The sequence below is a fragment of the Roseomonas sp. USHLN139 genome, assembly GCF_037145735.1.
Taxonomy (GTDB): Bacteria; Pseudomonadota; Alphaproteobacteria; order Acetobacterales; family Acetobacteraceae; genus Pseudoroseomonas.
On the sequence record NZ_JBBCWY010000004.1, the window covers coordinates 338,106 to 355,499 of the forward strand.

General features: G+C 72.5%; 16 protein-coding genes. 9 read left to right on the forward strand and 7 right to left on the reverse strand.

The genetic code is table 11. The features are described 5' to 3' along the window. Window positions 1-61: 61 nt before the first annotated feature. On the reverse strand, window positions 62-1,216 hold the full coding sequence (locus WFI16_RS14380; protein ID WP_419898497.1) for an ABC transporter substrate-binding protein: 1,155 nt from the start codon (window positions 1,214-1,216) through the stop codon (window positions 62-64). A gap of 231 nt (window positions 1,217-1,447) precedes the next feature. Between WFI16_RS14380 and WFI16_RS14385 the strand changes: the two genes are divergently transcribed. Then, window positions 1,448-2,293: a DUF6683 family protein gene (locus tag WFI16_RS14385; protein WP_419898498.1), complete on the forward strand. Its 846-nt coding sequence runs from the start codon at window positions 1,448-1,450 to the stop codon at window positions 2,291-2,293. Between the two features lie 73 nt (window positions 2,294-2,366). On the opposite strand, the gene polA is transcribed toward WFI16_RS14385, so the two are convergent. Together polA and WFI16_RS14395 are read right to left on the reverse strand one after the other, a co-directional pair. Then, entirely contained in the window at window positions 2,367-5,240 is a 2,874-nt protein-coding gene (gene polA, locus WFI16_RS14390) for a DNA polymerase I (protein ID WP_419898611.1), read from the reverse strand. Between the two features lie 22 nt (window positions 5,241-5,262). Continuing rightward, window positions 5,263-5,487, reverse strand: a complete 225-nt coding sequence (locus tag WFI16_RS14395) for a zinc-finger domain-containing protein (RefSeq protein WP_419898499.1) — start codon at window positions 5,485-5,487, stop codon at window positions 5,263-5,265. Window positions 5,488-5,685: 198 nt separating this feature from the next. Between WFI16_RS14395 and WFI16_RS14400 the strand changes: the two genes are divergently transcribed. Further along, window positions 5,686-6,747, forward strand: coding sequence for an alpha/beta hydrolase (locus WFI16_RS14400; RefSeq protein ID WP_419898500.1), 1,062 nt, complete (start codon window positions 5,686-5,688; stop codon window positions 6,745-6,747). Between the two features lie 190 nt (window positions 6,748-6,937). Then, on the forward strand, window positions 6,938-8,371 hold the full coding sequence (locus tag WFI16_RS14405; protein WP_419898501.1) for a chlorohydrolase family protein: 1,434 nt from the start codon (window positions 6,938-6,940) through the stop codon (window positions 8,369-8,371). Between the two features lie 248 nt (window positions 8,372-8,619). On the opposite strand, the gene WFI16_RS14410 is transcribed toward WFI16_RS14405, so the two are convergent. The 3 genes from WFI16_RS14410 to WFI16_RS14420 form a co-directional block, all read right to left on the reverse strand. After that, window positions 8,620-9,570, reverse strand: coding sequence for a lactate/malate family dehydrogenase (locus tag WFI16_RS14410; protein WP_419898502.1), 951 nt, complete (start codon window positions 9,568-9,570; stop codon window positions 8,620-8,622). Next, the gene (locus WFI16_RS14415; protein WP_419898503.1) at window positions 9,570-11,123 is read right to left on the reverse strand and encodes a DASS family sodium-coupled anion symporter; all 1,554 of its coding nucleotides are present in this window, start codon (window positions 11,121-11,123) and stop codon (window positions 9,570-9,572) included. The genes WFI16_RS14410 and WFI16_RS14415 overlap by 1 nt, the downstream gene beginning before the upstream one ends. Window positions 11,124-11,410: 287 nt before the next feature. Further along, on the reverse strand, window positions 11,411-11,803 hold the full coding sequence (locus WFI16_RS14420) for a hypothetical protein (RefSeq protein ID WP_419898504.1): 393 nt from the start codon (window positions 11,801-11,803) through the stop codon (window positions 11,411-11,413). Window positions 11,804-11,995: 192 nt separating this feature from the next. On the opposite strand from WFI16_RS14420, the gene WFI16_RS14425 reads away from it, so the two are divergent. Then, window positions 11,996-12,658, forward strand: a complete 663-nt coding sequence (locus tag WFI16_RS14425) for a hypothetical protein (protein WP_419898505.1) — start codon at window positions 11,996-11,998, stop codon at window positions 12,656-12,658. Beyond that, window positions 12,655-13,260, forward strand: coding sequence for a hypothetical protein (locus WFI16_RS14430; protein WP_419898506.1), 606 nt, complete (start codon window positions 12,655-12,657; stop codon window positions 13,258-13,260). Before WFI16_RS14425 ends, WFI16_RS14430 begins: the two co-directional genes overlap by 4 nt. A gap of 18 nt (window positions 13,261-13,278) precedes the next feature. Here the strand turns inward: WFI16_RS14430 and WFI16_RS14435 are convergent, their stop codons facing one another. Then, a complete protein-coding gene (locus WFI16_RS14435; protein WP_419898507.1) occupies window positions 13,279-14,076 on the reverse strand; it encodes a ferredoxin--NADP reductase in 798 nt (265 codons plus the stop codon). Between the two features lie 189 nt (window positions 14,077-14,265). On the opposite strand from WFI16_RS14435, the gene WFI16_RS14440 reads away from it, so the two are divergent. The 4 genes from WFI16_RS14440 to WFI16_RS14455 all read left to right on the forward strand — a co-directional run bounded on the left by WFI16_RS14440 (window position 14,266) and on the right by WFI16_RS14455 (window position 17,375). Beyond that, a complete protein-coding gene (locus WFI16_RS14440) occupies window positions 14,266-14,964 on the forward strand; it encodes a GNAT family N-acetyltransferase (protein WP_419898508.1) in 699 nt (232 codons plus the stop codon). Between the two features lie 72 nt (window positions 14,965-15,036). After that, window positions 15,037-15,840: a cytochrome c gene (locus tag WFI16_RS14445; RefSeq protein WP_419898509.1), complete on the forward strand. Its 804-nt coding sequence runs from the start codon at window positions 15,037-15,039 to the stop codon at window positions 15,838-15,840. A 180-nt stretch (window positions 15,841-16,020) separates the two neighbouring features. Further along, complete coding sequence (locus WFI16_RS14450; protein WP_419898510.1) at window positions 16,021-16,647, forward strand: hypothetical protein; 627 nt, start codon at window positions 16,021-16,023, stop codon at window positions 16,645-16,647. After that, window positions 16,644-17,375, forward strand: coding sequence for a hypothetical protein (locus WFI16_RS14455; protein ID WP_419898511.1), 732 nt, complete (start codon window positions 16,644-16,646; stop codon window positions 17,373-17,375). Before WFI16_RS14450 ends, WFI16_RS14455 begins: the two co-directional genes overlap by 4 nt. Window positions 17,376-17,394: the final 19 nt, after the last annotated feature.

Sequence of the window (17,394 nt, forward strand, 5' to 3'; positions counted from 1 at the left end):
CGGCTCAACCGGAGGCGGCGCAGGGCTGGTCCTCAACGGGGGCGGAACGGTCGCGCGGCGCTCAGGGCTGCGCCGGATCCAGGCTGACCCAGAAGCTGCCCTCGAAGGGCATGGCGGCAAATCGGCGGTTGATCTCCGCCAGCGTCGCCGCCGGGTCGAGCGCCGGGAAGAGGTCGGGGCGGCACCAGCGGGCCAGCGCCTCGAAGGCCAGCAGGTTGAGGGGCACGGCGTTGAAATGGTTCCACAGACCGTGCACCCGGCCCTGCCGGGCGGCCGCCAGGCTGGACAGGCCGGCCTGCTGCACCACCCGGGCCAGCGAGGCGCGGGACTGCGCGCGCGGCACGCCGGGGCCGAGGCTGAATTCGCGGCGCGGCAGGCCGGTGGTGACATAGACCTCCGGATCCGCCGCCAGCAGGCTCTCCAGGTAGAGGGTGCCGCCCATGCCGGTGGCGGGCAGCAGCTCGGCGCCGAGGTTGCGGACGCCGAGCGCGCCCAGCAGGCCGCCCAGCCCGCCATTGTTCCAGACCCAGCAGCAGTCGCTGCTGCCGCCGAAGGCCTGCAGGATGACGCGGGGGCGGGGCTCCGGCGTTGCGGCCACCTTCGCCCGGATGGCGGCGACCCGCTGCTCGTAGAAGGTCGAAAAAGCCTCGGCCTCTGCCTCGCGGCCGATCGCCTGGCCGAGGGCGCGCATGCTGCGCGGCGTCTTCACCAGCGGGTCGTCGCTGAAATCCAGCACCAGCACCGGCACGCCGGCCTCGGCCAGGCGCCGGATCGCCAGCCGGCCGGTCTCGGTCGCGTGGTGCCAGCCGGTCAGCAGCACGAGGTCGGGCTCGGCCGAGAGGACATGCTCCAGCGACAGGCCGGCGCCGCCATTGTCGCCGATCAGCGGCAGGGCGACCAGCGCGGGGAAGCGGCGCTCGAAGGCCTCGGCCATCGGCCGGTTGAGCCGCTTCAGGTCGCTGGCCCAGGCGACCATCAGGCTGGCCGGGTCGGGATGCAGCAGCGAGAGCGGCACCAGGTTGAAGCCGCTGCCCAGCAGGATGCGGCGCGGCGGGCGGGGGAGGGTGACGCTCCGCCCGGCGGCATCGACCACCTGGCGCGGCCAGGCAGCGGGAGGGGGGGTTCCGGCGGCGCTCTGCGCGGCGGCGGGGGGCGCCGGGGCGCAGAGCAGGGCCAGCAGCGCGCCGTGGGCTTGGAGGAGGCAACGACGCTGCATGGCGGGGGTGTGACGCGAATGAGAATGAGTGTCAACAAGCAGTCGCGCAGAACGGCTTCCGGGCGCCGGCTGGTCCCGTGGCCCGGCCTGCCCAGGGGTGCAAGGCCGGGCCGCAGCGTCACTGGCGCAAACGTGTCGGCGGCGTCACGGGAAGGTGTCGGCCGGGGCCTCGTTTCCGCCACGGGCGGCGGCATGATCCGGGCCCGTCACAGCTGCCAGGAAACCCGCCGCATGCGTCTCCTCCTCCTGTCCCTGCTGGCGGCCGGCTTCGCCGCGCCCGCCGCCCGTGCCCAGATGCACACCGGCCCGCAGGTGCTGCCCGGCCATCATGTGCTGCAGATCCAGGTGCAGCGTGACCTGTTCGAGCGGGCCACCGGCGGCCAGGGCGCGGCCCCGACGCCGGCGCCCGCCCCCGTGCCTCAGGCAGCCCCCGCGCCATCCCCGGCGCCTTCCCCGGCGCCTCCCTTGGGGGGCGGGATGTTCGGCCTGCCGCTGGGGCCGCAGGGGGGTGGGTCCCCGGGCCAGGCGACGCCGCCGGGGGCCGGGATGGTCACCACCTACCAGGCCTCGCCCGAGGTGACGCGGCGGGTGCGCGAGCAGTTCCTGGGCTGGGTGCAGCAGCGCTCGGGCGCCGAGACGGCCGGGCAGATGCGCCAGGTGATGGAGCAGCAGGACGTGCTGGCGCTGTGGGCGCAGCAGATGGCGGCGGACGGGCTGAAGCCCGGCGACGTGGTCGATGCGCTGACCGCCTACTGGGTGCAGAACTGGCAGATGGCGCATGGGGTGGAGGAGACCACGCCGGCGCAGGTGATGGGGGTGCGGGCGCAGGTGGCGCCGCTGCTGGCGCGCAACGAGGCCTTCGGCAAGATGGATGATGCGCAGCGGCAGGAGATGGCCGAGATGTTCATCTACAACCAGTTCCTGCAGGGCAGTGCCTGGATGATGGCCGGACAGCAGAACAATGCGGCGCTGAAGCGCCAGCTGGGCGAGGCCGCGGTGCAGCGCTTCCGCACCGAGATGAACATCGACCTGAAGGCCCTGCAGTTGACCGACCGGGGTTTCGTCAAGCGCGGCTGACGGAATGGCGGGGTCCGGGGGGACACTGTCCCCCCGGCGGGGGCCTGGGGGCAGCGCCCCCAGACTTTCTTCTTCAGTGGGCCTCCGCCCAATTGGCCCCGAACCCGATCTCCGCCTTCAACGGCACCCGCAGTTCGGCGACGCCTTCCATCACCTGGCGGACGCATTCGGCCGTGGCGGTGACCTCGCCCTGCGGCACCTCGAAGAGCAGTTCGTCATGCACCTGCAGCAGCATGCGGGCCGAGAGCTTCGCCTCCTGCAGCGCCGCCGGCATGCGCACCATGGCCCGCTTGATGATCTCGGCCGCCCCGCCCTGGAAGGGGGCGTTGATGGCGGCGCGCTCGGCATTGCCGCGGCGGGCCTGTTCCTTGGCCTGGATGCCGTCGATCCACAGGCGGCGGCCGAAGGGCGTGGTGACGTAGCCGGTCTCGCGCGCCTCGGATTTCAGCCGCTCCATCTCCTCCAGGATGCCGGGATACTGGGAGAAATAGGCGTCGATGATGCCGCGCGCCTCGCCCGGCGAGATGCCCAGGCGGGCGGCCAGGCCGAAGGCCGACATGCCGTAGATGATGCCGAAATTGATGGTCTTGGCGCGGCGGCGGGCTTCCTTGTCCACCTTGTCCGGCGCCAGGCCGAAGATGTCGGCGGCCGTGCGGCTGTGGATGTCCTCGCCCTTGGCGAAGGCGTCGCGCAGCGAGGGCACGTCGGCCAGATGGGCCAGCAGGCGCAGCTCGATCTGCGAATAGTCGGCGGCCAGCAGCACATGGCCCGGCTCGGCGACGAAGGCGCGGCGGATGCGCACCCCTTCCTCCGAGCGGATCGGGATGTTCTGCAGGTTCGGCTCGGTGGACGACAGGCGGCCGGTCGAGGTGATGGCCATCGAGAAATCGGTATGGACGCGGCGGTCGCGCGGGTCGATCTGCGCGGCGAGGCCTTCCACATAGGTCGATTTCAGCTTGGCCAGCTGGCGCCAGTGCAGCACGCGGCGCGGCAGCTCGTGGCCGCGGGCGGCCAGGTCCTCCAGCACGGCGGCATCCGTACCCCAGGCGCCGGCCTTGCCGCGCTTGCCGCCGGGCAGTTTTTGTTCGTCGAACAGGATCTCGCCCAATTGCTTGGGGGAACCCACGTTAAACGGCTTGCCGGCGAGCTCATGGATTTCCTTTTCCAGCACCGTCATGCGCTGGGAGAAATCCTCGCCGATGCGGGCCAGCTCGGCGCCGTCGACCTTGATGCCGGCCAGCTCCATCTCGCGCAGCACGGCGACCATGCGGCGCTCGACCTGCTCGTAGAGGGCCAGCGACTTCTGCGGCAGCAGGCGGGGACGCAGCGCCTGCCACAGCCGCAGGGTGACGTCGGCATCCTCGGCGGCATAGGCGGTCGCCTTGTCCAGCGCCACCTGGGTGAAGGGGATGCGGGCGCGGCCGGTGCCGGTGACCTCGTCATAGGCGATCGGGCGGTGGCCGAGATGGCGCAGCGACAGCTCGTCCATGCCATGGCCATGGCGGCCGGCATCCATGCTGTAGGAGATCAGCATGGTGTCGTCGACGGGAGTGACCTCCAGGGCGCCATGCTCGGGGCGGCCCAGCACCTCGAGGTCGTATTTGGCGTTGTGCAGGATCTTGAGGACCGACGGATCGGCCAGCAGCGGGCGCAGCGCCTCGATGGCGGCGTCCTGGGTCATCTGCACCGGCGCCACGGGCGCCTCCTGCAGCATGTCGCCGGTGCCCGGCGGCGGGCCGTGGCGCAGCGGGATGTAGCAGGCGCGGCCCGGCGCGACCGCCAGCGAGATGCCGACCAGATTGGCGTTCAGCGCGTCCAGGCTGTCGGTCTCGGTGTCGATGGCGAGCAGGCCGCCCTGGCGCGCCTCGGCGACCCAGCCGGCCAGCAGCGCCGGATCGGCGATGGTCTCGTAGGGGCCGAAAGGCAGTGCATCGCCGGAGGGGGCGGCATCGGAAGCGGCGGCCTCGGCGGGGGCCGCCAGGCCGGGCAGCTGGAATGCCTGGCGCGGCCGGCTGACGGGCGCCGATTCGGGCGCGGTGTCGCCGTCGAGGCCCATGCGGTGCAGCATCGAGCGGAAGCCCTGCTCGCGCAGGAAGCCGGACAGCCGCGTCGGCTCCGGCGCGCGGGCCAGCAGCGCGTCGATCGGCAGCGGCAGCGGGCAGTTCTCGTCCAGCTGCACCAGGCGGCGGCTGATGCGGGCCTGCTCGGCATGGGCCAGCAGCGCCTCGCGCCGCTTCGGCTGCTTGATCCTGTCGGCGGCGGCCAGCAGGCCCTCGAGGTCGCCATATTCCAGGATCAGCTGGGCGGCGGTCTTGACGCCGATGCCGGGGACGCCGGGCACGTTGTCGGTGCTGTCGCCGGCCAGCGCCTGGACGTCGACCACCTTGTCCGGGGTGACGCCGAACTTCTCCAGCACCTCGGGCTCGCGGATCGGCTTCTGCTTGATCGGGTCGAGCAGCTGCACGCCCGGCCGCACCAGCTGCATCAGGTCCTTGTCGGAGGAGACGATGGTGACCTGGCCGCCGGTCTCGACGAAGCCCTTGGCGTAGGCCGCGATCAGGTCGTCCGCCTCGAAGCGGTCGAGCTCGACGCCGGCGACGCCGAAGGCGGCGGTGGCCTCGCGGATCAGCGCGAATTGCGGCACCAGCTCGGGCGGCGGCTCGGGGCGGTGCGCCTTGTAGAGCGGGTAGAACTCGCTGCGGAAGGTGGCGCGCGAGGTGTCGAAGACCACCGCGATATGGCTGCCGACATGCTTGGTCAGGAACTGGCCCAGCATGTTGGAGAAGCCGAAGACCGCGTTGACCGGCACGCCGTCCGGCCGGGTCATCGGCGGCAGGGCGTGGAAGGCGCGGAAGATGTAGCCGGACCCGTCGATCAGGATCAGGTGCGGCTGCGTCTCGGCCGTGGCGCCGCGGCCGGCGGCGGCGTTCGGCGCCGCGCCGTCCAGCAGGTCGGCGGCGGCCGGGACCTCAGTGATGCTCGTCGCCACCGGCACCGTCCTGCAGGACGAAGGTGCGCGAGCAGTAGGGGCAGGTGACCTGCTTGTCCTCGATGCGCAGCGAGACGCTGGGATGGCCCAGCGCGCCGCCGCCGCCATCGCAGGCGACCACCCGGCTGGTGACTTGGGTGATGTCCTCCGGCGTCACGCCGGGCGTGGCTTTCGGGGTGTAGCCGGTGAGGTTCGCGTCGCGCATCGGGGGCAGGTCCCGCTATCTGGCCAACAAGGCCCCGGACCATAAGGGCAGCGCCGCCCGGCCGCCAGGGTTGACACCATTCTTGACCAGCCCGGCAGGCTGGACCGGCCAGCCGGCGGCAAGCACGGGCTTGGCGCTTGTTGCGATCTTGCAGCGAGCCATTGCGGCGCGGCCCGCCGCAGGGCTAAGGCATCGAGGATGCTGCACCGCACCTGCCGGGCCGTCGCGGCCCCCCTGCTTGGCGCCCTGCTGCTGGGCGCGGCCGCCTGCGCCCCCCGGGTCGAGCCGGCCGGGCCCGCGGTCAACACGCCGCTGCTGCAGGACGAGGCGATCCTGGCGCCCGACGGCGCGGCGCTGAAGCTGCGCCGGCGCGACCCGCCGCCGGGCGTGCCGGTGCGGGCGGTGCTGCTGGCGCTGCACGGCTTCAACGACCATTCCGGCAATTTCCTGCAGGACGGCTTCGGCCGGCTGGCCGAGGCGGGGGTGCTGACCTACGCCTATGACCAGCGCGGCTTCGGCGCCTCGCCCGGGCGGACGCTCTGGGCCGGGGCGGAGAGCATGGCGGCCGATGCGGCGACCGCGCTCCGCCTGCTGCGCGCCCGCCATCCGGAGACGCCGCTGTTCCTGATCGGCGAGAGCATGGGCGCCTCGGTCGCCGTGCTGGCGGCCACCGCCCAGCCGCTGCCGATCGACGGCATGCTGCTGATGGCCCCCGCCTTCTGGTCGCGCGCCGAGATCGGGCCGGTCGCCGTCGGCGCCTTCTGGCTGCTGGCGCATACCCTGCCGGCCTTGGCCTTCCCGCCCGGCGCCGGCGACATCGTCGCCAGCGACAACATGGAGGCGCTGCGCCGCTTCGGCCGCGACCCGCTGACCATCAAGGACACCCGGATCGACGCCGCCTGGGGCCTGCTCGATCTGATGGACCGGGCCAGCCTGGCGCTGCCCGGCTGCTGCGGCGTGCCGACCCTGGTGCTGCAGGGGGCGAAGGACCGCGTGGTGCCGCCCTCGGTGACCCAGGGGCAGCTGGCGCAGATGCGGCCCGACACCCGGCTGGCGCGCTATCCGGAAGGGCTGCACCTGCTGCTGCGCGACAGCATCCGCGACCAGGTGGCCGACGATATTCTTTCATGGATGGCGTCGACGCGGTCGCCGCTGCCGTCCGGCGCCGACCGGGTAGGCGCGGCCTGGCTGGGGCGGCCGGTGGAGCCGGTGCCCTCGCTGGCCGGGCCGGCCGAGACGGCGCGGGCGCCGGGCGGCTAGGACGCCGGCCGGCCGGTCTTCCGCGCCTCCTTCTGGGTGCAGATCGATACCGCGCGACGCGGCCGGCCTCGACGCGGGCCCGGCCAAGCCGTGGATCGCGCTGGACAATCCGCCGTCCCGCCGGCGGTCGGGTTGACCGGGCCATGGGGCTTTGTGACGCTCGCCGCTTCCGTCCCGCCAGGAGAAGCCCGTGGCCCGCACCCTGATCCGCGCCTCGCATATCATCGCCTACCAGGATGGCGGGCACCGCCACCTGAAGGACGGCGTGGTGGTCTATGAGGGCGACACCATCCTGCATGTCGGCCGCGACTTCGAGGGCGAGGTCGACCACACCATCGACGCCACCGGCAAGCTGGTCACCCCGGGCTTCATCAACACCCATGCGCATCTGTCGGAAAGCCCGCTCGACAAGAGCTTCGTCGAGGATCGCGGGCCGCGGCAGTTCTACCTCTCCGGCCTGTTCGAGTTCCTGACCGCCCGCGACGGCGCCATCACCGAGGCGGCGCGCCGCGCCTGCATCGCCTATTCCATGCCGGAGCTGCTGCGCACCGGCACCACCACCATCATGGAGATCGGCTGGCATGGCGACGTGGTCGCCGAGCATGCCGAGCGCGTGGGGCTGCGCGCCTATATCGGCCAGGGCTACCGCTCCGGCCGCTGGCTGACCGCCAATGGCCGCACCGTGGAATACGAGTGGCTGCCGGATGACGGGCTGGCCGGCTTCAACGACGCGGTGGCCTTCGTCGAGAAGGTGGAAGGCCGCGCCAATGGCCGCATCAAGGGCTTCCTGACGCCGATGCAGGTCGACACCTGCTCGGAGGCGCTGCTGAAGCGCTCGGCCGACGCGGCGCGCGACATGAAGCTGCCGCTGGCGCTGCACGTGTCGCAGTCGGTGCCGGAATTCCACGAGATGACCTGCCGCAACGGCTGCACGCCGATCGAATGGCTGCAGAAGATCGGCTTCCTGTCGGAACGCTGCATCCTCGGCCACTGCATCATCCCGGGCGAAAGCTCGTGGGCCAACTACCAGGCCGACGACATCGGCATCCTGGCCGATAGCGGCGCCAACGTCGCCCATGCGGTCTGGGTCTTCGCCCGCCGCGGCATCGCCATGGAGAGCTTCGCCCGCTACCAGGCGCGTGGCGTCAACATGACCATCGCCACCGACACCTGCCCGCAGAGCATGATCGAGGCGATGCGCTGGACCTCGGTCTGCTCGAAGATCGTCGACCGCCGCACCCAGGTGGCGACCGCCGCCGACGTGTTCAACGCCGCCACCCTGAACGGCGCCAAGGCGCTGGGCCGCGAGGATATCGGCCGCGTCGCCAAGGGCGCCAAGGCCGACCTGCTGATCTGGCAGGGCGAGAGCATGTTCATGACCCCGCTGCGCGACCCGATCCGCAACCTGGTCTTCTCGGCGACCGCCGAGGACCTGCAGACCTCGATCATCGACGGCCGCACGGTGATGGAAAACGGCGTCGTCCCCGGCTACGACCCGGTCGAGCTGGGCCGCGAAGTCCAGAAGGGCGCCGAAGCCATGTGGGCGGGGATGAAGGAACGCGACTGGGCCGGGCGCGATATCGAGACGCTGTCGCCGTCGTCCTTCCCGGCTTTCGCGGGGTGAAGAGAAGACAGGGGAAGGCTGGGAGAATGAATTCTCCCAGACCCTCTTCTTTTTTCTGTTCTGTCGGCTGTTGAACGGCCAGCGCCTGACCGGCACCCACACCAGGGCATCGCGGCGGGACGTATTGTCATGTGATCGGCGCACCCTCACAGGTCGCGCCGCTGACTGGCCGTTTCACGTCCCGTCTCCACGTGGACACGGCAGTCCGACAGAAAAAGGGGAATTCATTCCCCTGGCCTATTTCTGTCTTACTGCTGAAGCGCCTTCATTCCTGCCTTGATCGTCCCCGCCAAAACTTCTGCACTGTTCTTCAGGGCTTCGGTTTCCACGTTGTCCAACGGCGGCAACAGGGGACGGGACGCGCCGCTGCGCCCCAGCACATGCGGCAGGGAGATGCAGGTCTCGGTCACCCCCAGCAGCTCCGGCAGATAGGTCGAGACGCTGAACACCGAGTTCTCCGCCAGGGCCAGGGCGCGGACCAGGCGGGCGATGCAGCCGCCGATGCCGAAATTCGACACGCCCTTGCCTTCCTTGATGCGGTAGGCGGCGGTGCGGACGTCCTCGGCGATCCGGGCGCGCAGGGCGGCGTCGATCGGCCGGCCGATCTGCCGCGCGAAGTCGACGATCGGCACGCCGCCGATCTGCGCGCTGGACCAGTGCAGCACTTCCGAATCGCCATGCTCGCCGAGCACCGAGGCATGCACGGAGCTTGGCGCCACCTCCAGGTGGCGGGCCAGGCGGTCGCGGAAGCGGATCGAATCCAGGGCGCAGCCGGTGCCGATGGCGCGGCCGGGTTCCATGCCGAAATGGCGGACCGCGATCGCCGGCATCACGTCCACCGGGTTGGTCGCGAAGAGCAGGATGGTGTCGGGGGCGACCTTCAGCACCGCCTCGATGATGTGGCCGACGATGCGGATGTTCTGGCCGAGCAGCTCCAGCCGGGTCTGGCCGGGCTTCAGGCTGGCGCCGGCGGTGATCACCACCACCTGGGCGCCGGCGAGATCCTCGTAGCTGCCGTGCTGGACGCGCGCCGCGCTGCCGAAGGCGGCGGCATGGCCGATATCGGCGGCCTCGCCGGCGGCGCGGGCCTCGTCCAGGTCGACCAGGACGATGTCGCCGATGCCGGGCGTGGCCGAGAGGAGATAGGCGGCCGCGGCGCCGACCTGGCCGGCGCCGATGATGCCGATATGGGCGGCCATCACAGAACTCCCATCATCGGCCAGATGGTGGCCGAGAGCAGCAGGATCAGGGCGAAGCCGGCGATGGTGACGATCAGGCCGACCTTGGCGAACTGGGTCATGGCGAAGGCGCCGGTGCCGTAGCACAGCATGTTCTGCGGCGCGTTGGTCGGCAGGATGAAGCCGAAGGAGACGACGAAGCTCTGGATCAGCACGATGCCGAAGGCGGTGTCCTTGGCGACCGGCAAGGTCTGGCTGAAGGCGATGACGATCGGGATCAGCGTGCTGGCCAGGCCCGTCGCCGAGGCGAAGCCCAGATGCAGGATGATGCTGAACAGCGCCAGGGCGCCGATGACGGCGACGACGGGCAGGGATTCGAGGCCGAGCTGGCCCAGCGTCACCTGCGCCAGCCAGCCGGCCGCCCCGGTGCGCGACAGCAGCGTGCCCAGCGAGATCGAGGCGGCGAACAGCACCACGGTGCCCCAGGGCACCAGCTTCTCCGCCTGCGCCCAGTGCATCACGCCGATCCGCGGCATCAGCAGCAGGGCGATGCCGAGCTGGGTGGTGGTGGTGGTGTCCAGCGGGTGCAGCATGCCCTCGGTCGACCAGAGCAGCAGCAGCAGCACGGCGACCGCGATCAGCCGCTTCTCCGGCGCCGTCACCGGGCCCAGCGCGTCGAGCTGCGCCTTCAGGCGGGGGGCGGCTTCCTCGGCCTTCGGCACCTCGGGGCGCAGCAGCCAGAGCGAGACCAGGAACAGCACCAGGCTCATGCCGATGGTGAAGGGCAGGGCGGTGACGAACCAGCCGCCCCAGGTCACGCTGTGGCCATAGGCGCCCTGCATGAAGTTCAGGCTGATCAGGTTCTGCGCCGCGCCGGTCTTCACCGCGATGTTGAAGATCGAGCAGGCCTGGGCGGTGACGATCATCAGCGTCGCGCCCAGCGAGCTGGCCACCGGCAGGCCGAGGGCGGCGGTGATGCCCACCATGATCGGGATCACCGCGCCGACGCGGGCGGTGGCCGAGGGGATGAACAGCGCGAGCACGAAGCCCACGATCATCGCGCCGACGGTCAGCCGGGCGGGCGAGATGCCGACGCGGCTCATCACCAGCAGGGCGACGCGCTTGTCGAGGCCGGTGTGCTTCAGGGCCACCGCCAGGAACAGGGCGGCGGCGACCAGCAGCACGGCGGTGGAGGAGAAGCCGCCCAGCATGACGGTCAGCGCATCGGCGGACGACATCGGCTTCGCACCCGCCGTCAGCGGCTTGCCCATCAGCCCGACCACGGCGGCGCCGGTCAGGATGACGGCCGAGGTCGCCGGCGAGACGCATTCGCTGATCCAGAGCGTGATCACCAGCGCCAGCAAGGCGAGGGCCACCTGGCCCGAGGCCGAGAGGCCGCCCGGTGTCGGCAGCAGCAGCACCGCGAGGTAGAGGCCGATCGCCAGCAGCAGGAAGCCCAGCTTGCGGTTGGAGCCGGGCTCCGGCCCGGAGGCGATCGGCGGCGAGGTGCTGTCGGGCACCGCCAGGGGATTCACCCCTGGCTGTCGGGTGGGGCTGGGGGCGGCGGTCGACATGCGCGGTCCTTCACGGTCTGCATCCCGGGAAGGCCACCCGCGTCTTCTGCCGCCGGCAGCCGGTCCCGGCCTGCGGTGCAGGGTGGTGGATCAGGCTGCCTGCCGCCTTGACCGGCATCAAGCCAGGGGCGGAACGATCGGCGAGCGGTGACGTCACTTTGATGGGGGCGCCGCGGACGCCGCCTCACGCGGCGGGAAAAGGCTGCCGGAACGGGACGTTGGACCCTTTTTGGGGGGGGAGGGTCCAAGGGGGAGGGGAGGAGGCCGCCCCGTCCCGGCAGAGCGTGTCAGCGGCTGACGCTGTTCATCTTGTCCAGCATGGCCGAGGCGGCGGCGACGCAGGCCTGCATCGTCTCGTTCTCGGCGCAGCGGACCGAGATGCTGGTCTCGCCGCGCTCCAGCTTGAAGCTGGCGCCGCGCGGCGGCGGCGGACGGTGGCCGAAGCCGGGCCCGCCCATCGGGCCGCCATAGGCCATGTGCGGCGGCGGGCCGGGCGGCCGGCCGGGACCACCGGGGCCGCCAGGGCCGCCCGGACCCCCGGGGCCGCCCGGCCCGCCCATGGGCGGCGGTGCGGCGGCCTGGCCCGGCGGCGGGGCCGGCGGGGTCGCGGTCTGGGCCACGGCCAGGCCCGAGGCGCCCAGCAGCAGCGCTCCGGCTCCCAGCATCAGCATCTTGCGCATGGCATTCCTTCCTTTCCGGGACAGGCCGATCCTGGCCCGCCGATGGGAAGAGACTAGCCAGGGGCTTCGTTTCAGTCGCCAGCGAAGAAGCAACGAAGTCTTGCACGGCGCGAGAAACGGCTTGCGGCTTCGTGACTGGCCGCGCGCCCGGCGCCGCCGCATGGCTGGCGCGTCACATCGAGGAATCACCGCATGGGTGAGCCGCCGCAGGCCCGCCGCAGCTCTGTCCCTTCCACCGGGGCCGCCGCCCTGCGCCCGGTCCCGCCGCCGGACGACGGCCCACCGCCGCCGCTGCTGGAAACCGGCTTCGCCGTGACCCGGGCGGACCAGCTGGCCGGGCATCGCCTGTCGCTGCGGGCGCAGACGGAGGCGCTGGCCAGCGGGCTGGGCGGCGCGCTGCTGGGCGGGCTGGTGATGCTGACCGCGGTGCTGCACCTGCAGGCCGGCGAGACGCCGCTGTGGAAGGGCACGCATCCGCATGGCGGCACCTTCGCCGGCCTGGCGCTGCTGCTGGCCGCCGCCGCCGCGCTGGGCTGGCTGGCCGAGGCGCGGCTGCGCCCCTGGCTGGTGCGCCGGCTGGTCGGTCGGCAGCTGGCGCGGCTGCTGCCGGCCGGTGCCGCCGACGCGCCCGCCCGGCTGCGGGTCGCCGCGGAGCATGTCGAATGGCGGTCCGAGGGCCGGGTGCTGCGCTACGACGCCGCGCTGCTGCGCGGCCTGATCGAGGGCGACGGCCAGCTGGTGCTGCGCTTCGGCTTCGGCTGCCTGCTGGTGGTGCCGCGCACGGCCGTGGACGAGGCTGGGCTGGAGCGGCTGCGCGGCTGGGTCGCCGGCCATGCCCGGGGGCCGATCTGGTGACCCGGCTGTCGCTCGACTGGAAGGCCGAGGACCAGGCGGCGCTGATCGCCCTCGACTCGGCGCGCAGCCTGCCGGTCACGCTGCCGGCGGCGGTGTCCCTGCTGCAGGGCGCCTGGCTGGCGGCGCTGGCCGTGGTCAGCCTGCGCGTGGTCGACGGGGTGCTGCGGCATCTCGGCGACAGGCCCTCGCTGTGGCGGGCGCCGCAGCCTGTCGAGCTCTGGGTCGCCGGCGGCATCCTGGGTGTCGCGGCCGCCATCGCGCTGGCCCAGCAGCTCGGGTCGCGCGCCGCGATGCGGCGGGTGCTGGCGCCCTATGCCGCCACGCCGGCGCGGCAGCCGCTGTTCGGTCCGGTGGAGGTGGAGCTGGCGCCCGGGCGGCTGACCTGCCGCGGCGAGGGCTTCTGCTGGTGCTTCGACCGCGACCGGCTGGACAGGCTGGAGGTGCTGCCGACGCTGATGATCCTGCGCTTCGGCCCGGCGCTGCAGGCCGTCCCGCTGCTGCTGCCCCGGCGCGACCTCAGCGAGGCGCAGCAGCAGGAAGTCCGCGCCTGGGCGAGTCCCGCCCAGGCCAACCCCGCCGGGGCGGGCCCTCCCGCGGCCTGACCGGCCGCGGGATGCTTCTCACTTCTCGACGAAGGCCTTCTCGATCACGTAGTGGCCGGGGCGGTTGCCGGCGCCTTCCCGGAAACCCTTCTCCTCGAGCAGGGTCTTCATCTCGGCCAGCATCTCCGGGCTGCCGCAGAGCATGACGCGGTCATCCTCGGTGGCGATCGGCGGCAGGCCGAGATCGGCCTCCAGCCTGCCCGTGCGGATCAGGTCGGTGACGCGGCCCTGGTGGCGGAACGGCTCCCGCGTGACGGTCGGATAGTAGATCAGCTTGCCCTGGACCAGCTCGCCCAGCAGCTCGTGCGCGTGGATGCCGGTCGACAGGAAATCCTGGTAGGCCAGCTCCTTCACCTCGCGCACGCCATGCACCAGCACGACGCGCTCGAAGCGGTCATAGACCTCGGGGTCCTTGACCAGCGACAGGAAGGGGGCGAGGCCGGTGCCGGTACCCAGCATCCACAGCGTCCGCCCCGGCAGCAGGCTGTCCGGCACCAGCGTCCCCACCGCCTTGCGGCCGATCAGCACCTGGTCGCCCGGCTGGATGTGCTGCAGCCGGCTGGTCAGCGGCCCGTCCGGCACCTTGATCGACAGGAACTCGAAAAAGTCGTCATAGGCGGCGCTGGCCATGGAATAGGCGCGCAGCAGGGGCTTGCCGTCGACCATCAGCCCGATCATCGCGAACTGCCCGGCCTGGAAGCGGAAGGCCGGGTCGCGCGTGCAGCGGAAGGTGAAGAGCCGGTCGGTCCAGTGATGGACGTGCTGCACCGTCTCGGTGAAGAAGGCGGCATTGGCGGGGGGTGGCGTGGCGTTCATCGGCGGAACATCGTCTCGTCTCTGCGCGGAACAAGCGCTTCCCGCCGGGGGAGCAGGAAATGCGATGGGCAAATGCGCGGGGGCAGGCGGCACGGCTTGCGCGGCGGCGGGGTTGCGGTCCAGCCTTCGCCTATCATGACAAGCCCCGACCGCGCCACTGCCGCCCCCGCACCCCAGACACCCCCGCCGGTGGGCCCTGAGGTCGACGCCACCCCCCGCCCGCTGCCGCCGCGCGTCGCGCATCGCGGCCAGTCGGTGACGCTGGAGCCGCTCGGCCTGCGCCATGCCGAGGAGCTGTGGGAAGCCGTCCAGGGCGCCGACGATTCCTGGGCCTATATGGGCTACGGGCCCTTCCCCGATTTCGCCACCTTCCGCCGCTTCCTGGCGGGCTTCGCCACGACGCATGACCCGATCGCCTGGGCGGTGCGGCCGCATCTCTCCGGGCGCGCCCTGGGCTGGCTGACGCTGATGGAGATCCAGCCCGGCAATGCCGCCATCGAGCTGGGCAATATCTGGTTCTCGCCGCGCCTGCAGCGCAGCCGCGCCGCGACCGAGGCGATGTTCCTGCTGATGCGCCACGCCATGGACGAGCTCGGCTACCGCCGCCTGGTCTGGAAGTGCAATGCCCTCAACGCCCCGTCGCGCCGCGCCGCGCACCGCCTCGGCTTCGTCCCCGAGGGCGAGCACCGCCAGCACCTGGTGGTGAAGGGCCGCCGCCGCGACACCGCCTGGTTCTCCATCCTGGACGATGAATGGCCGAGCCGCCGCGACGCCATCGCCGCCTGGCTGTCTGACGCCAATTTCGACCATCGCGGGGTGCCGCGCAGCAGCCTGCGGGCGAGCGGGGAAACGAGCGGGGAAGCGGGCGGCGAATCCAGCAGCGGCTGACGGCGAATCGGGCTTGCCAAGCCGGGGCGCGGCAGAAATCCTGCCTGCTGCCCCTGCCCGAGGCCCTGTTCCATGCCATCCCCCCGTACCGCCGCGCTGCTGCTCGGCCTCCTGCTCGCCGCCCTGCCGGCCCGTGCCGCCGAGCTGGTGCTGAGCCTGGCCGGCCAGGAGCAGCGCCTCGACACCGCCAGCCTGCTGGCCCGGCCGGATGTTGCGCAGATCACCATCCCGGCCGATGTCTCCTACCAGGCGGCGAGGCGCTACCGCGCCGTGCCGCTGCGCGCCCTGCTCGGCGCGATGGAGGGGGTGGAGACGGTGGAGGCGCAGGCCTCGGACGGCTTCGCCTCGCAGCTGCCGGCCGGCCTGCTGCGCGCCGGCCCCGCCGAGCCCTGGATCGCGGTGGAGGATCCGGCCGCGCCCTGGCCGGCGCTGCCCGGCAAGGCGGCCAGCGCCGGCCCCTTCTACCTGGTCTGGCTGAACCCGGCCGCCGGCGACGTGCGCCCCGAGCAATGGCCCTACATGCTGGCCCGCCTCACCGCGGTCGAGCCGCCGCTGCGCCGCTGGCCGCAGCTGGCGGTGGCGGCCGGCCTGCCCGCCACCGACCCGGCGCGCCACGGCGCCGAAATCTATGTCACCCAGTGCCTGACCTGCCACCGCATGAAGGGCGCCGGCGCCGGCGAGATGGGCCCCGATCTCGGTGCGCCGATGCCGGCCCTGGCCTATCTGACCGAAGCCGGGCTGCGCGCGCTGATCCGCGACCCGGCCGCGGTCCGCACCTGGCCCGGCCGGCAGATGCCGGCCTTCGACGAGGCCGCCCTGCCGCCGGCCGAGCTCGAGGCCCTGGTCGCCTATCTGCGCCACCAGGCGGGGCGCTGAACCCCGCCCGCCGCGCCGCACTCAAAGAAGGGCGTGAGCCTCCCGGTCCTGGAGCGCCTGTGATCGCCGGGCGGCTGGAGGCGGCTTTTCCCCAGGTCTAGGGTCCGCCCGCATGGCGACAGGGGGCGGCGGTTGACGGAACAACCAGCAGCGGCGGGCAGGCCCGCGGCATGGGGCGCTGTGGCCGAGCTCGGCCGCATCGAGCATGAACTGCAGGTGCCCGCCCTCGATGTCGCCGGCTATCTGGCGCTGCAGCGGGCGCTGCTGCAGCCGCTGCGCCGGCCCTTCTTCCCGCGCCGCCTGGTGATGATGATCCTGTGGCTCGGCTTCTGCGTGCTGCTGGGGCTGGGCATCGGCTGGCTCTCGGTGCAGCAGGGCTGGCTGGCCTCGCTCTGGCTGATGCGCGCCGATACCGGGCAGGAATGGCGGCTGGGCGGCGCGGCGGTGGCCTTCGCCGGGCTGGGCCTGTGGATGCTGGGGCTGGCGATGGGCGTGCTGCTCTGCCTGCGGCAGCAGATGCGGCTGCTGCGCTGGCTGCACCGCGAGGCCGGCGAGATGCTCGGCGCCCATGCCCTGATCATGGGCGAGCACGGCCTGCTCTGGCGCAATGCCAGCCGCAGCGTGCTGCTGCCCTGGCGCCGGGTGAACCGGCTGGTGGCGACGCCGTCCCAGCTGTTCATCGTGGTCGACCAGGCCAGTGCCCTCTGGCTGCCGGAGAGCCTGCTGGCCGCCCTGCCGGACCGCGCCGGCTTCATGGCCTATCTCGAATCCCGCATTCCCGCCCCGCCGAAGGAATCCCGCGCATGAGGCTGCGTCCCGCCCTGCTCGCCCTGCTGCTGCTCGCCCCCCTCCCGGTCAGGGCGGAGGTCGCGCCGGCGGCGGTGGCGGCGGCCCAGTCGGCCTTCCGCGACTTCGAGCAGGCGGCGCCGCCCGGCGCGCCGCTGGAGCAGCTGCCGCGCCTGTCCGACCCTGCCGGCCGGGCGATGCTGGAGCGGCTGTTCGACAGCGAGGCGCTGCTGGCCGGCCGGCCGGAGCGGGGCCGGGGCACCGAGGATCTGATGCACTGGAGCGAGCTGGCCAGCCAGGCGGTGCGCCGCTACCTGACCGTGGTGCAGCGCGCGCCCGACCCGGCGGCGATGCAGGGCAGCCTGCAGGCGGAGCTGGTGCTGGCCACCGGCTTCCTCTACCGCGCCCAGGGCAGCCTGGTGCAGGCGCTGCAGGCCGCCGGCCGCTTCCCGCCGCCCGACCCGCTGACGCCGCAGCAGCAGGAGGGGATGCGGCGGATGCAGCGCGGTCTGGGCCAGGTGGTCGAGGGCATGCTGCGGATGCTGGACGAGCCCGGCTTCAGCCCCGGCAGCCGCCGCCGCCTGGCCGATGTGGTGGTGGCCGACCTGCCGCTGCTGCGCCCCGGCCTCACCGACGAGACACGGCTGCGCCTGGCCGCCGAGGCCAGCCGGCTGCAGGCGAAGGAGGGCGAGCCGGTGGTGGCCGCCGCCTTCGACCGGATGCAGCAGGCCCTGACCGCGCCGCGCTAGGCCCGGACCGGCCGGGCGC